The organism is Microbacterium sp. Z11_20 (assembly GCF_057197605.1).
In genome coordinates this window covers 311,317-323,939 of record NZ_JBXVOQ010000003.1, presented here as the reverse complement: position 1 = coordinate 323,939, position 12,623 = coordinate 311,317, and the positions used below count along the sequence as shown (strand labels likewise).

Sequence of the window (12,623 nt, the reverse complement as noted above, 5' to 3'; positions counted from 1 at the left end):
TCCGCCGCCTGGGGACAGCGTGAGCCGGCAGAAGCCGTCCCCCGAAGGCCCCCGGGCGGCCGGGCACGTAGAAGGGCCCCGGTCGAAGACCGGGGCCCTTCCGCTACAGGATCGCTCAGCCGATGTTGAGGAACTCGTAGTTGTTGTCGGCGCCGTACTCGAAGACACCGATCGTGGCCTCGGTCGGGTCGCCCACCTCGTTGAAGGTGATCGGCCCGGAGACACCGTCGTAGTCCGCGGTCTCGCCGGCGATGATGATGTCGGCGCACTCCGCGAACGTCGTGCAGGTCGTGCCGCCGTCGGCACCCGAGACGGACTGCAGGTTCGCCGCCACATCCGGACCCGCCGTCGAGCCGGCCTGCAGCGCCGCCAGGGCGAGCAGGACCACGGCGTCGTACGACTCCGGTGCGTAGGTGAAGTCGGCCAGTTCAGGCTGACCCTGACCCGTCCAGTACGCCTGCAGCTCGGTGCGGAACGTCTCGATGGCCGCGGGGTCGACCGCCGGGTAGGTGCCCTTGGTGCCTTCCAGGGTTCCCTCCTCGAACTCGTCACCGAAGTTCGCGAGGTTGCCGTCCACCATGTAGAGCTTGTCTGCCGGGTAGTCCGCGCCGACCAGCTCGGGGATCATCGTCGTGACCTCTTCGAAGGTGATGAGGGCGATCGAGTCGGGGTCGGCGGCGAGAACGTCCTCGACCTGGGCCGAGAAGTTCGTGTCACCCGTGTTGTACAGCGACGCGGCGACGACCTCGCCACCGGCCGCCTCGAAGGCATCCCTGGTGAAGCACGCGAGTCCGGTGCCGTACGAGTCGTTCAGCACGATCATGCCGAGGGTCTCGTTGCCGTCGCCGGCGATCAGGTTGCCGAGCACCTCGCCCTGGAGCACGTCCGAGGGAGCGGTGCGCCAGTACAGGCCGTTGTCCTCGTAGCCCGTGAAGGCGGCCGAGGTGTTGGCCGGCGAGAACTGGATGGCGCCGGCGGCGATCACCTGGTCGATGAACTGCAGCGACGTGCCCGACGATGCGGCACCGACGATGGCGGTGGCTCCCTCGCCCAGCAGACGCGGAATCTCGGTCTCGTACGCCTTGTTGTCGGTGTCGCCCGAGTCGCCCTGGATGAGGTCGATCGTGATGCCCTTGCCGGCGGCGTTGATCTGCGACGCGGCGAAGTCGGTGGCCGAGATCTCCGGCGGTCCGAGGAAGGCGAGGTTTCCGGTGACCGGGAGCGCTGTACCGATCGTGTAGGTCAGGTCAGTCCCCGGACCACCGGTCGTCTCGACGTACTCGGGCGTGTACGACGCCGGTGCTGCTTCATCGCAGTCGATGGGGAACTCGAATCCCCCCTCGGATGCTTCGGGCGTGCTGCCGCCACCGGTACATCCGGCGAGGATGAGCGCAGCCGCGCCGACCATGGCGAATCCCCCCATGGCCTTCGTGGTGCGTGAACGTGTAAGGACGCTCATGTAGTGCTCCTTGATGAGTCGGGAACGCGGGGAAACGGGTTTCGCCGCGTCGATTGTGACCAACCTAACGGCGTGCGCGTCTCGTCGAGGTTCCCGTTCGTTAACGATGTGTAACGGGACCCAATCGTTATCTGGTGGGTCCGGATGCCGGAAAACCCGCGCTCAGGTGAGGTCAGCCACGTCGGAGGCGGTGCGGCGTCCGCGCCGCGCCGCGCGGAGCGAGTCGATCGTGAGCAGCACGAGCGCGACCCACACGAGACCGAATCCGATCCATCGTTCGAGCGGCATGGGTTCGCTCAGCACCCACACTCCGATCGAGAACTGGAGGATCGGGGCCACGAACTGCAGCATCCCCATGACGGTGAGCGGCGTTCGACGGGCGCCGGCCGCGAAGAACAGCAGCGGGATTGCGGTGACCGCGCCGGCCAGGAGGAGCAGGATGCCGTGCCCGACGCCGGCGGTCGCCAGCGTCAGACCGGACGTGGCGCCGACGATCGCCAGCTGCACGAGCGCGACGGGGGTGAGCCACGCCGACTCCAGGGTGAGCCCGCTGACGGCGTCGACGGCACCCCCGATCTTGTTCTTGACCAGGCCGTACAGCCCGAAGGAGAACGCCAGGCCCAGCGCGATCCACGGGAACGCGCCGTATCCGACGACGATCACCCCGACGGCGACCGCCGCGATGCCCAGCGCCACCCACTGCGTGACCCGCACGCGTTCGCGGAGGACGACGACCCCGAGCACGACCGTCACGAGCGGGTTGATGAAGTACCCGAGGCTCGTTTCCACGACGTGGCCGGTGAGGGTCGCGAGGACGTACACCTGCCAGTTGACGTAGATCAGGGCGCCGGCCAGCGCCGTCAAGCCGAGCAGACGCGGCTGCCGGATGATCGCCAGCAGGGGCCGCCACGCGCGGGTGACGGCGAGCAGCACGACGCAGAACACCAGCGACAGGACGATCCGCCAGGCGACGAGCTCCCACGGACCGGTCGGCAGGAGCGCGACGAAGTACAGCGGAAGGACGCCCCACAGCAGGTAGGCGGCGAACGCGTAGCCGACGCCGAGCAGCCTCTCCCGGGCGTCCGAGGCGGTGGATGCGGCGGGGGTGCTGGGCGTCGTCCGATCCACTCCCCCAGCCTACGGTCGGATGCCGACGGCGAGCGCCGGATGCCGCGCTCCTCGGCCGGGGACGCCCGCCGGGAACGCGGAAGGCCCCGGATGCCGAAGCATCCGGGGCCTTCCGGTGAGAGCTGTGGCGTCAGCGAACGACGACGGCGAGCACGTCGCGCGCGGAGAGCACGAGGTACTCGTCGGCACCGAACTTGACCTCGGTACCGCCGTACTTGCTGTAGATGACGCGGTCGCCGACGGCGACGTCCAGCGGGACGCGGTTGCCATTATCGTCGATGCGGCCCGGCCCGACGGCCACGACCTCGCCCTCCTGGGGCTTCTCCTTGGCAGTGTCAGGGATGACGAGACCACTGGAGGTGGTCTGCTCTGCCTCGACCTGCTGGATGACGATGCGGTCCTCGAGCGGCTTGATGGAAACCGACACGGTCTACCTCTTCTTTCTTGACGCTTCGGTACAGAAGACTCGTTAGCACCCACGCATGGCGAGTGCTAACGCCAGTGTACGGAAAGAGTTGGCACTCCCGCAACGCGAGTGCCAACTCCGTACGACTGAGGGTCGCGCCTAGGGTGGGGTGGTGGACATGGCGGAGTTGACGGCGCTGCTCACCGGCGAGGGGCTTCGGCTGCTGGACGAGGCCGGCGAGATCACCTCCACCGCCGAGGTCGCCCGGACCGTCTCTCGGCTGCGGGCGGCAGGGCACTCCCCCGACCTGGTCTCCGCGGTGGTCGGGCAGGCACGGCTGCGTGCACGGGCCCGCGCGAAGTTCGGCGACTTCGCCGAGCGGATGCTGTTCACCCGCGCCGGGCTCGAACAGGCCACGCGGCTGTCGGTCGCGGCGCGCCACGCGGGACGGTTCCGTGCCGCGGGCGTGGAGAGCGTCGCCGACCTCGGGTGCGGCATCGGCGGCGATGCCCTGGGCTTCGCCGCGCTCGGCCTCCGCGTGCTCGCCGTCGACGCCGACGAGGTGACCGCCGCGATCGCGGCGTACAACCTCGCCCCGTTCGGCGACGCGGTGACGGTGCAGCACGGCAGCGCCGAGGCATCCGATCTGGCGGGCGTCGAGGCCGTGTGGCTGGACCCCGCGCGGCGCACGGCGGGGCACACCGAGACGGTGCGGGTCGGCGCCGGAGATTACTCGCCCCCGCTCGAGTGGGCCTTCGGGGTTCTGGCGCGCATGCCCGGCGGGATGAAGCTCGGCCCGGCGTTCGACCGCGACGCGATCCCCGCCGATGCCGAAGCGCAGTGGGTGAGCGCCGACGGATCGACGGTCGAGCTCGTGCTGTGGACGGGTGCGCTCGCGCGGGACGGCGTGCGCCGCGCGGCGCTGGTGACCCGCGGGGATGACGCGTGGGAGCTCACGGCGGGCGCCGACACGGAGGACGAACCGGTGCGGATGCTCGGGGCGTACGTGCACGAACCCGATGGCGCGGTCATCCGGGCCCGACTCATCGGCGACGTCGCCCGGGCGCTCCACGCCGGGATGCTCGCGCCCGGCATGGCCTACCTCACCTCCGACGAAGCACTGACGAGCCCCTTCGTGTCGTCCTTCCGCGTGCGCGAGGAGGTGCCGTTCGAAACCCGGGCGCTCGCCCGGGTGCTGCGCGAGCGTGGGATCGGAACGCTGGAGATCAAGAAGCGCGGCGTGGATGTCGACCCCGCGGTGCTGCGCACGAAGCTCGGCCTGCGCGGCGAGGACTCGGCGACGCTGATCCTCACGCGGGTCGGCAAGCGCCGGCTCGCCGTGCTGGCCGACCGCGTCTCCTGAGCCGTCGCGACGCGACGTCGGTCCGGAGGGAAGCGCGGGTCAGGAGAGGGAAGCGCGGGTCAGGCGGCAAGCGCGGGTCAGGAGAGGGAAGCGCGGGTCAGGAGAGGGAAAGCTGCGGCATCGCCCACACGAGCCACCCGGCGCTGTACACGATCGACACGAGGCTCAGCACCAGCGCCCACACCCCGATCGCCCGGGACTCCCCCGCCCGGCACAGGGTGATGATCGCCACGACGACGCCGGCGACGCCGGCCGGCAGCATCCACCCGACGAAGATCGATGCCGTCAGGGCGACGATTGCGAGCCCGAGCGCCCACGGACCGACCCGCGCGCGTCGCCGTGCCGGAGGAGGCGCCCACTCGAGGTGCTCCCCTTCGACGGGTCCTTCCGCCGCCACGATCACCGGAGCGGTCGGGAGCTCGCGATAGCCCTCGCGCGCGGCGCCGGGGATACGGGATGCCGCGGGCGCGACGATCACGTCGGGCGACGGCGGCTCGACCACGGGTGGGTGAAGAGTCGCCGGTGGCGTGTCGAGCGCAGCATCCACGCCCCGGAGGTCAGGGGCTGCCGCCGGCTGCACCGCGGCCTCCGCGCTCTCCTCGATCGGCCGGGCGTCGGGTTCGTCGGCGCTGCGCGGAGCGCGGCCGGGCGCGACGTCGCTCATCCGGCGGCCTCCTCGGCGACCTGGATCTCGGTGACCGGCAGGGTCGAGTCCGCCCCGAATGCGATCGTGGACGGACGGCGGCCCGAGGCGATCAGCTCGGCCGCGAGCGCGGCGATCATCGCACCGTTGTCGGTGCACAGCCGCAGCGGCGGGATCCGCACGCTCACGCCCGCGGCTGCGGCACGTTCGAGCGCGACATCGCGCAGCCGGCGGTTGGCGACGACACCGCCGCCCAGGAGCAGTCGCGGCACGTCGTGTCGCGCGCATGCGTCGAGGGCCTTGGTCACGAGCACGTCCACGACGGCCTCGCGGAACGATGCAGCGACATCCGCCACCGGCACGGTCTCACCGGCGGCTTCGCGCTGCTCGGTCCACCGCGCGACGGCCGTCTTCAGGCCCGAGAACGAGAAGTCGTACCGGTGCCGCTCCATGTCCGACGCGCGAGAGAGCCCGCGGGGGAACGGGATGGCGCGCGGGTCGCCGGAGGCTGCGGCACGGTCGATCTCGGGACCGCCGGGGTAGGGCAGACCGAGGATGCGGGCCACCTTGTCGAACGCCTCACCAGCGGCGTCGTCGACCGTCTCCCCGAGCAGCTCGACGTCGCTCGTGAGGTCGCGGACGAGGAGCAGCGACGTGTGGCCGCCGCTCACCAGCAGCGCCACCGTCGGGTATTCCAGGGGTCCGGCATCGGCGTCGAGGATGTCGGCGGCGATGTGCCCGACGAGATGATTGACCGCATACAGGGGCTTGCCGAGGGAGACGGCGAGCCCCTTGGCCGCGCCGATCCCGACCATGAGCGCACCCGCGAGCCCCGGCCCGCTCGTGACCGCGATCGCGTCGAGCTCGTGCAGGCGGACGGATGCTTCGGCCAGCGCCGCCTCGATCGACGGCCGCAGCGCTTCCAGGTGCGCCCGCGCGGCGACCTCGGGTACCACGCCGCCGTATCGGGCGTGCTCCGCCATGCTCGAGGCGATCGTGTTGCTCAGGAGCGTCCGCCCGCGCACGACGCCGATCCCGGTCTCGTCGCAGCTGGTCTCGATGCCCAGGACGAGTGGCCCGTCGCTCACGTGCACCACCCCGTCCGCGCGTCGCATGTCACTCCGGCCCCGCCGAGCGGCGTCAGCCCGCCGGCGGCGGCCCCGATGTCGGAGGATGCACCCGATGTCGGAGCATCCTGCCCGGATCCTCCGATCTTGGTGCGATTCTCCGACGTTGCGGCGACCCGGGCGTGCGCCCACCCGGTGAGGTCGAGCGCCATCACGAGCGCGTCGACACCGTCGGGCTGGTAGTACCGGGGGCGGCGGCCGACCTCGGTGAAGCCCTCCGACGCGTACAGCGCCTGGGCGACCGGGTTGTCGGCGCGCACCTCGAGGAACACCTCGCGCACCCCGCGGCGGGAGCCCTCCTCGAGCATCGCGGTGAGCAGCATCCGCCCCCGGCCGCGTCCGCGGAAGCCCTCGGCGATCGTGATCGTCTGGATGTCGGCGTCCTTCGCCCCCTTCGGCGCGCGGAGCCCCGCGTACCCGGCGAGGCGGCCGGCTTCCTCGGCCACGACGTACCAACCGTGGCGCGAGGACAACTCCTCGCGCATCATCGCCTCGCTCCACGCGTCGGTGGGGAACGAGGCCCGCTCGAGCGCCATGATCGCGTCGAGATCGGAGAGGTCGGCGGCGCGGAGGTTCACGTGCGCACCTTCTTGGGCGTGTGGCCGAGGGTGACGTCGGGGGCGCGGAGGTAAAGCGGCTCGGCGGGGCCGATCGTGCGCCCGGTCGCGACCGCGCGGGCTGCCGCGAGCGCGACCATCGCCGCAGGCACGGATGCCGCGTCCCGCCGGGTCGCGCCGAGCTCGGTCAGACGCGCGTCGAGCTCGTCACGGCGGATCAACGCCGGCTCGGTATCGCGGACGGGGAGGCCGTCATCCCCGAGCCCGGCGTACACCGTGTAGGCGAATTCGCGCCGCCGGGCGTCGGTGACGATCGCGAACCGGTCGGGTTCGGGGGCGCCGGTCAGGGCCGCGTCCATCAGGATTCCGAGCGCGACGGCGTCGTGGCTGACCACGGGGACGACCCTCAGGTCGCGGCCGAGGGCGAAGGCGCGCGCGGCCGCGATCCCGACCCGCAGGCCGGTGAAGGGCCCCGGACCCATGCCGACCGCGACGTGCGTGAGCCCCGCCGCATCCACCTGCGCGAGCAGCTCGCCGATCACCTCGGCATGGCCGAGCGGATTCTCGCTGGATGCCTCGGCTTCGACGTAGCCGTCGGCGTGGACGACGGCGACGGCCGTGCCGAGGGAGGTGTCGATGCCGAGGAACACCCTCCCAGCGTAATCCGGTGCGCGTCCGGTGGCGGCCGTGCGTCCCGCTACCGCGGCGCCTTTAGCGGCGGCCCCCTACCGGCGGCCCCTGGACCGGCGCCCCCGACCAGCGCCCCCAGGCATACGGCTCAGCTCCCCGCGGGTTGGGGGCACATCCCGCACCCGGCGGCGCGCACTGTGCGCCCTGAAGCACCGGTCGCGCCCCAAACCCCGCCCGGAAGCGCCCCAAGCCCCCATCCATCCCCCGCATCGGACCCGGACCGGGAACCCGCGACAGGAACGCGGCGGGGTTAGGGGCGGCGGGAGATGGTGACCGTGCGGGGGGCGTCGTCGTCGAGTTCGGCGGTGTGGCGGGCGATCGTGCCGCAGGCCGAGTCGAGCCCACGCCCGCCGGTCTGCGGCGTGATCTCGACCTCCCACCACGCGTCGGCGAGGCGGTCGGCCATGCCGCGACCCCACTCCACGATGACGACGGAGTGCGCGACGTCGATGTCGAGGTCGTCGAGTTCGGCCGCCGACCCGAGCCGATACGCATCCACGTGCACGAGAGGAGCACCTCCGACCAGCGACGGGTGGGTCCGCGCGAGAACGAAGGTCGGGCTCTGCACCGGCCCGCGGATGCCGAGGCCCGCGCCGATGCCGCGGGTCAGGGTCGTCTTCCCCGCGCCGAGCCCGCCGGTGAGCACGACCACGTCACCCGCCTGCAGCGCCCGGCCGAGGGTCAGCCCGAGTTCGTGCATCCCGTCGGGCGACGTGATCTCGCGCGTGCCGAGGAGGGCGTCGGGAACGCTCATCCCGTCACCTGCCGTCGGGGTACGCGGGATCCGATGCGCGTCACGATGTCGTAGTCGATCGTCCCCGCCGCATCCGCCCAGTCCCTGGCGGCCGGAGCACCGAGGGTGGGATCGCCGAAGAGCACGACCTCGTCACCCACGGCCACGGGCTCGTCGCCCACGTCGACGACGAACTGATCCATCGCGATGCGGCCGGCCACCGTGAACCGACGCCCGGCGATCGACACCGATCCCGCGCCGGAGGCCTGCCGTGGCACACCATCGGCGTACCCCAGGGGGATGAGGGCGAGCGTGGTGTCGCGTCCGGCGCGGAAGTCGTACCCGTACGAGACGCCCCGCCCCGCCGGGACGCGACGCACGGCGGCGACCGCGGCGCTGAGCGTCATCGCCGGTCGGAGCCCCAGGTCGGCCGAGGAGCGGTCGTCGAAGGGCGACAGGCCGTACATGCCGATGCCGATGCGCACGCACCCCAGCCGCGCTTCGGGGAGCGCGATCGCGGCGTGCGTCGCGGCGATGTGGTGCAGGGGCGGGTTCAACCCGAGGGATGCGGCCAGGCCGATCGTCTCCTCGAACACGCGCAGCGCCGCCCGATCGTCGTCGGGTGACGCGTTGGACAGGTGCGAGAACAGGCCCACCACCCGGATCGTGCCGGTGTTCTCCATGCGCGCGGCCTCGGCGAAGACGGCGCCGCATTCCGCCACAGGGATGCCGTTGCGGGAGAGGCCGGTGTCGATCTTCAGGTGCACCGCGGCTGGATGGTCGGCGGATGCTGCGGCCGCAGCCTGGCGCAGCTGGTCGATGCCGGAGATGCCGAGCTCGATGTCGTGGGCGACGGCCTCGCTGAACGAGGAGCCCGGCGCGTGCAGCCACGCCAGGATGGGAGCGCTGATACCGGCGCGGCGCAGCTGCACCGCCTCGTCGATGTCGGCGACCCCGAGGCGTGCGGCGCCGCCTTCCAGCGCCGCGACGGCCGAGCGGAGCGCCCCGTGGCCGTACCCGTCGGCTTTCACGACGGCGATGATCTCGGAGTCGGTCACCCGGCGTAGGTGCCGCACGTTGTCGGCGATCGCCGTCACGTCGATGCGCGCCTCGCGCATGACGCCGTCCGGCAGCCCGTTCATGCCGCCCCCGCCCCCGTCGACTCGCCATCTTCCGTCGGGTTCTCGGCCCGGAACCCGACGTTTTGTGGCGAGTCGACGGACTCGACGATGACGTAGGCGGTGGCCAGGCCGGCGTCGTGGCTGAGCGAGAGGTGCACGCGCGTGATGCCGCGTGCCGCGACCGCGGCGGCTGTCGACCCCGAAAGCGCGAAGCGCGGACGCCCGGAGGACTCCGATACGATCTCGATCTCCGTCCAGTGCACGCCGTCCGACCCGCCGAGCGCCTTGATGAGCGCTTCCTTCGCGGCATATCGGGCCGCGAGCGACCGGGGTTTCAGCATCCGCTCGGCCGGCGAGAACAGGCGCGGCAGCAGCTTGGGCGTGCGCGCGATCGACCGCTCGAACCGCGGGACGTCGACCAGGTCGACGCCGATTCCCTCGATCATCCGGTCTCCTCCCCCGCCCGAATCGCCCGCATTCAGCCTAGTCCGGGGGTCAACGCACGCGCCTCGGGGCGGACCGTACTCAGTCTCGTCGGGCGCGGCCTGCGCGCGAGCCGCGGAATTCCGCGGCACTCTCCGGAGCGCGCCCGATCCAGACTGAGTTAGGGCCGGGCCGCGTCCCGCACGCGGCGTGATCCGCCCGCCCCGCACCGCCGCACGGCACCGCGGCACGACGGCACCGCGGCACCGCGACCCGCGCCCGCCTACTCGACGGTGACCGACTTGGCGAGGTTGCGCGGCTGGTCGACATCAAGACCCTTTGCCGTGGCGAGCCCCATCGCGAAGATGTGCAGCGGAACGACGGCGAGCAGCGGCTCCAGCATCGGCGAGGCGAGGGGGATGCGGAGAACCTCGTCGGCCACCGGGAGCACCGCGACATCGCCCTCCTCCGCGATCGCGATGACCCGGGCGCCACGCGCGCGGACCTCCTCGATGCTGGAGATCACCTTGCGGTGCATGTCGCCCGCGCCACGCGGGGAGGGGACGATCACGAAGACGGGCTGCCCCGCCTCGATGAGAGCGATCGGGCCGTGCTTGAGCTCACCGGCGGCGAACCCCTCGGCGTGGATGTAGGCGAGCTCCTTGAGCTTGAGCGCGCCTTCGAGGGCGATGGGGTATCCGACGTGACGGCCGAGGAAGAGCACCGAGCGGGTGTCGCCCATCCAGTACGCGAGCTGCTCGATGCGTTCCTGTTCGGTCTCGAGCACCCGCGAGATCTTCGCGGGGATCGCTTCGAGCTCGGCGGCATTGTCGGCGATCTGATCGGCCGTGAGCGATCCACGCAGCCGCGCGACGTGCAGTCCGAGGAGGTAGAGGGCCGTGATCTGCGCGACGAAGGCCTTCGTGGAGGCCACGGCGACCTCCGGACCGGCGTGCGTGTAGACGATCGCGTCGGACTCCCGCGGGATGGTGGCGCCCTGCGTGTTGCAGATCGACAGCGTCTTCGCGCCCCGCTCGCGCGCGTACTTCACGGCCATGAGAGTGTCCATGGTCTCGCCGGACTGGCTGATGGAGACGACCAGCGTCGAGGGAGAGAGCACCGGATCGCGGTAGCGGAACTCGTGAGCCAGCTCGACGTCCACCGGAACGCGGGTCCAGCTCTCCATCGCGTACTTCCCGACCATGCCGGCATACGCGGCCGTTCCGCAGGCGATGACGAGGATGCGGTCGATGCCGCGCAGCAGGTCGTCCATGCCGTCCAGCTCGGGGATCTCGACCCGGCCGTCCCGGATGCGGCCGAGCAGGGTCTTGGCGACGGCCTCGGGCTCTTCGGAGACCTCCTTGGCCATGAATGAGGACCATCCGCCCTTCTCGGCGGCCGCCGCATCCCACGTGACCTCGAACGGCTCGACCTCGACCGGCATGCCGGAGAAGTCGGTCACCTTCACGTCGGAGGGGGTGATCACGACGATCTGGTCCTGACCGATGGCGAGGGCGTTGCGGGTGTGCTCGACGAAGGCGGCCACGTCGGAGCCGAGGAAGTTCTCGCCGTCGCCCAGTCCGATGACCAGGGGCGAGTTGCGCCGCGCGCCCACGACGACGCCGGGCTGGTCCTGGTGCATCGCGAGGAGCGTGAAGGCGCCTTCCAGCCGCGCCACCACGGAGCGGAATGCCTCTGCGAGGTCGCCGGAGGCGGCGTAGGCGCGGCCGAGCAGGACGGCGGCGACCTCGGTGTCGGTGTCGCTGCGGAAGGTGTAGCCCTCCCCGAGCAGTTCGGACTTCAGTTCGCCGAAGTTCTCGATGATGCCGTTGTGGATCACGGCCAGCTTGTCGTCATCGGCCAGGTGCGGGTGCGCGTTCCCGTCGGTGGGGCCGCCGTGCGTCGCCCACCGCGTGTGGCCGATGCCGGTGGTGCCGTCGGGCAGGGGCTCGTCCACCAGGTCGTCGCGCAGCACGGCGAGCTTGCCCGCGCGCTTGCGCATCCCGAGGCTTCCGTCGCCGTCGATCACGGCGATGCCCGCCGAGTCGTACCCGCGGTACTCCAGTCGCGCCAGACCTGCCAGCAGGATGTCCTGACTCTGTCTCGGCCCGACATACCCGATGATTCCGCACATGAGACCTCATCCTAAACGGCGGATGCTGAGCACAGCCCGCGTGCGTGGCGTGCGCCCGCGGGGCTCAGGCCGCGCCCCGTGGGGATCACGCCGCGGGAAGGACGATGGTGTGCGCGGTGTGGTCGCGCTTGGCCGCGAGATAGCGGGCGTTGGCCGCGGAGAGGTGCACTCCGGTGGGCACCTTCTGCGCCACACGCACCCCCAGCGCCTCCAGCTGCGCGGCCTTGTCGGGGTTGTTGCTGAGCAGTCGGAGGCGGTCGACGCCGATCGCCTGCAGCATCTGGGCGGCGGCGGAGTAGTCGCGCTCGTCCTCGCCGTGTCCCAGCGCCACGTTGGCCTCGTAGGTGTCCAGCCCGGCGTCCTGCAGCGCGTACGCGTCGAGTTTGGCGTACAGCCCGATGCCGCGTCCCTCCTGGCGGAGATACAGCAGGAAGCCGCCCTCGGCGGTGATCCGCTGGACCGCTTCCTGCAGCTGGGGGCCGCAGTCGCATCGCTGCGACCCGAAGACGTCCCCGGTGAGGCATTCGCTGTGCAAGCGCACCAGGGGCGCCTCGCCACCGGCACTCATGCGTTCGAGCGCACCTCGCCAGTCGCCCAGGCCGAGGAGGAGATGCTCCTTGCCGTCGACCAGGCCGTCGAAGGTGTGGATGTCGGCGACCGTTGCGAAGCCGTCGGGCGATCGCATCGGGACGCGGACCGCGGTGCGGACGCGCGCATCCGGGTCAGGCGCCGTACCGGCGGGGACGAGCGGGAGACTCATATCCCTCCCCCGGGTGAAAGTGCGCGCACGGGGTGGGACAACGGCGACCGCGGCGCGCGTATTCCGGAGGAGACGGGGC

The 12,623-nt window shown here is 71.5% G+C and carries 12 protein-coding genes and 1 pseudogene; 1 reads left to right on the top strand and 12 read right to left on the bottom strand.

The features are described from left to right. Positions 1-115: 115 nt before the first annotated feature. The 3 genes from AC2DFQ_RS09555 to groES all read right to left on the bottom strand — a co-directional run bounded on the left by AC2DFQ_RS09555 (position 116) and on the right by groES (position 3,014). Positions 116-1,459: an ABC transporter substrate-binding protein gene (locus AC2DFQ_RS09555; protein WP_484510503.1), complete on the bottom strand. Its 1,344-nt coding sequence runs from the start codon at positions 1,457-1,459 to the stop codon at positions 116-118. A 162-nt stretch (positions 1,460-1,621) separates the two neighbouring features. Continuing rightward, positions 1,622-2,587 (bottom strand): EamA family transporter RarD, encoded by a 966-nt coding sequence (gene rarD, locus AC2DFQ_RS09550; protein WP_484510502.1) that lies wholly within the window; start codon positions 2,585-2,587, stop codon positions 1,622-1,624. A gap of 130 nt (positions 2,588-2,717) precedes the next feature. Continuing rightward, positions 2,718-3,014, bottom strand: a complete 297-nt coding sequence (groES, locus tag AC2DFQ_RS09545) for a co-chaperone GroES (RefSeq protein WP_135063578.1) — start codon at positions 3,012-3,014, stop codon at positions 2,718-2,720. A gap of 151 nt (positions 3,015-3,165) precedes the next feature. On the opposite strand from groES, the gene AC2DFQ_RS09540 reads away from it, so the two are divergent. Further along, entirely contained in the window at positions 3,166-4,356 is a 1,191-nt protein-coding gene (locus tag AC2DFQ_RS09540) for a class I SAM-dependent methyltransferase (RefSeq protein WP_484533722.1), read from the top strand. 97 nt (positions 4,357-4,453) lie between these two features. Here AC2DFQ_RS09540 and AC2DFQ_RS09535 read toward each other — a convergent pair whose 3' ends face one another. The 9 genes and pseudogenes from AC2DFQ_RS09535 to AC2DFQ_RS09495 all read right to left on the bottom strand — a co-directional run bounded on the left by AC2DFQ_RS09535 (position 4,454) and on the right by AC2DFQ_RS09495 (position 12,544). Next, a complete protein-coding gene (locus tag AC2DFQ_RS09535) occupies positions 4,454-5,020 on the bottom strand; it encodes a hypothetical protein (protein WP_484510500.1) in 567 nt (188 codons plus the stop codon). Beyond that, complete coding sequence (gene tsaD, locus AC2DFQ_RS09530; protein WP_484533721.1) at positions 5,017-6,114, bottom strand: tRNA (adenosine(37)-N6)-threonylcarbamoyltransferase complex transferase subunit TsaD; 1,098 nt, start codon at positions 6,112-6,114, stop codon at positions 5,017-5,019. Before tsaD ends, AC2DFQ_RS09535 begins: the two co-directional genes overlap by 4 nt. Beyond that, positions 6,084-6,725 (bottom strand): annotated as a pseudogene (gene rimI, locus AC2DFQ_RS09525) (ribosomal protein S18-alanine N-acetyltransferase); the annotation flags it as partial. The gene tsaD and the pseudogene rimI, both read right to left, overlap by 31 nt. Further along, positions 6,701-7,333, bottom strand: a complete 633-nt coding sequence (tsaB, locus tag AC2DFQ_RS09520; protein WP_484533720.1) for a tRNA (adenosine(37)-N6)-threonylcarbamoyltransferase complex dimerization subunit type 1 TsaB — start codon at positions 7,331-7,333, stop codon at positions 6,701-6,703. The gene tsaB and the pseudogene rimI, both read right to left, overlap by 25 nt. A 290-nt stretch (positions 7,334-7,623) precedes the next feature. Then, the gene (tsaE, locus tag AC2DFQ_RS09515) at positions 7,624-8,127 is read right to left on the bottom strand and encodes a tRNA (adenosine(37)-N6)-threonylcarbamoyltransferase complex ATPase subunit type 1 TsaE (RefSeq protein ID WP_484510496.1); all 504 of its coding nucleotides are present in this window, start codon (positions 8,125-8,127) and stop codon (positions 7,624-7,626) included. Continuing rightward, positions 8,124-9,248 (bottom strand): alanine racemase, encoded by a 1,125-nt coding sequence (gene alr / locus AC2DFQ_RS09510; protein WP_484533719.1) that lies wholly within the window; start codon positions 9,246-9,248, stop codon positions 8,124-8,126. The genes tsaE and alr overlap by 4 nt, the downstream gene beginning before the upstream one ends. After that, entirely contained in the window at positions 9,245-9,673 is a 429-nt protein-coding gene (locus AC2DFQ_RS09505; RefSeq protein ID WP_484533718.1) for a holo-ACP synthase, read from the bottom strand. The genes alr and AC2DFQ_RS09505 overlap by 4 nt, the downstream gene beginning before the upstream one ends. 260 nt (positions 9,674-9,933) lie before the next feature. Further along, entirely contained in the window at positions 9,934-11,784 is a 1,851-nt protein-coding gene (gene glmS / locus AC2DFQ_RS09500) for a glutamine--fructose-6-phosphate transaminase (isomerizing) (protein WP_484510493.1), read from the bottom strand. 85 nt (positions 11,785-11,869) lie between these two features. Further along, the gene (locus AC2DFQ_RS09495) at positions 11,870-12,544 is read right to left on the bottom strand and encodes a GTP cyclohydrolase II (protein ID WP_484533717.1); all 675 of its coding nucleotides are present in this window, start codon (positions 12,542-12,544) and stop codon (positions 11,870-11,872) included. Positions 12,545-12,623: the final 79 nt, after the last annotated feature.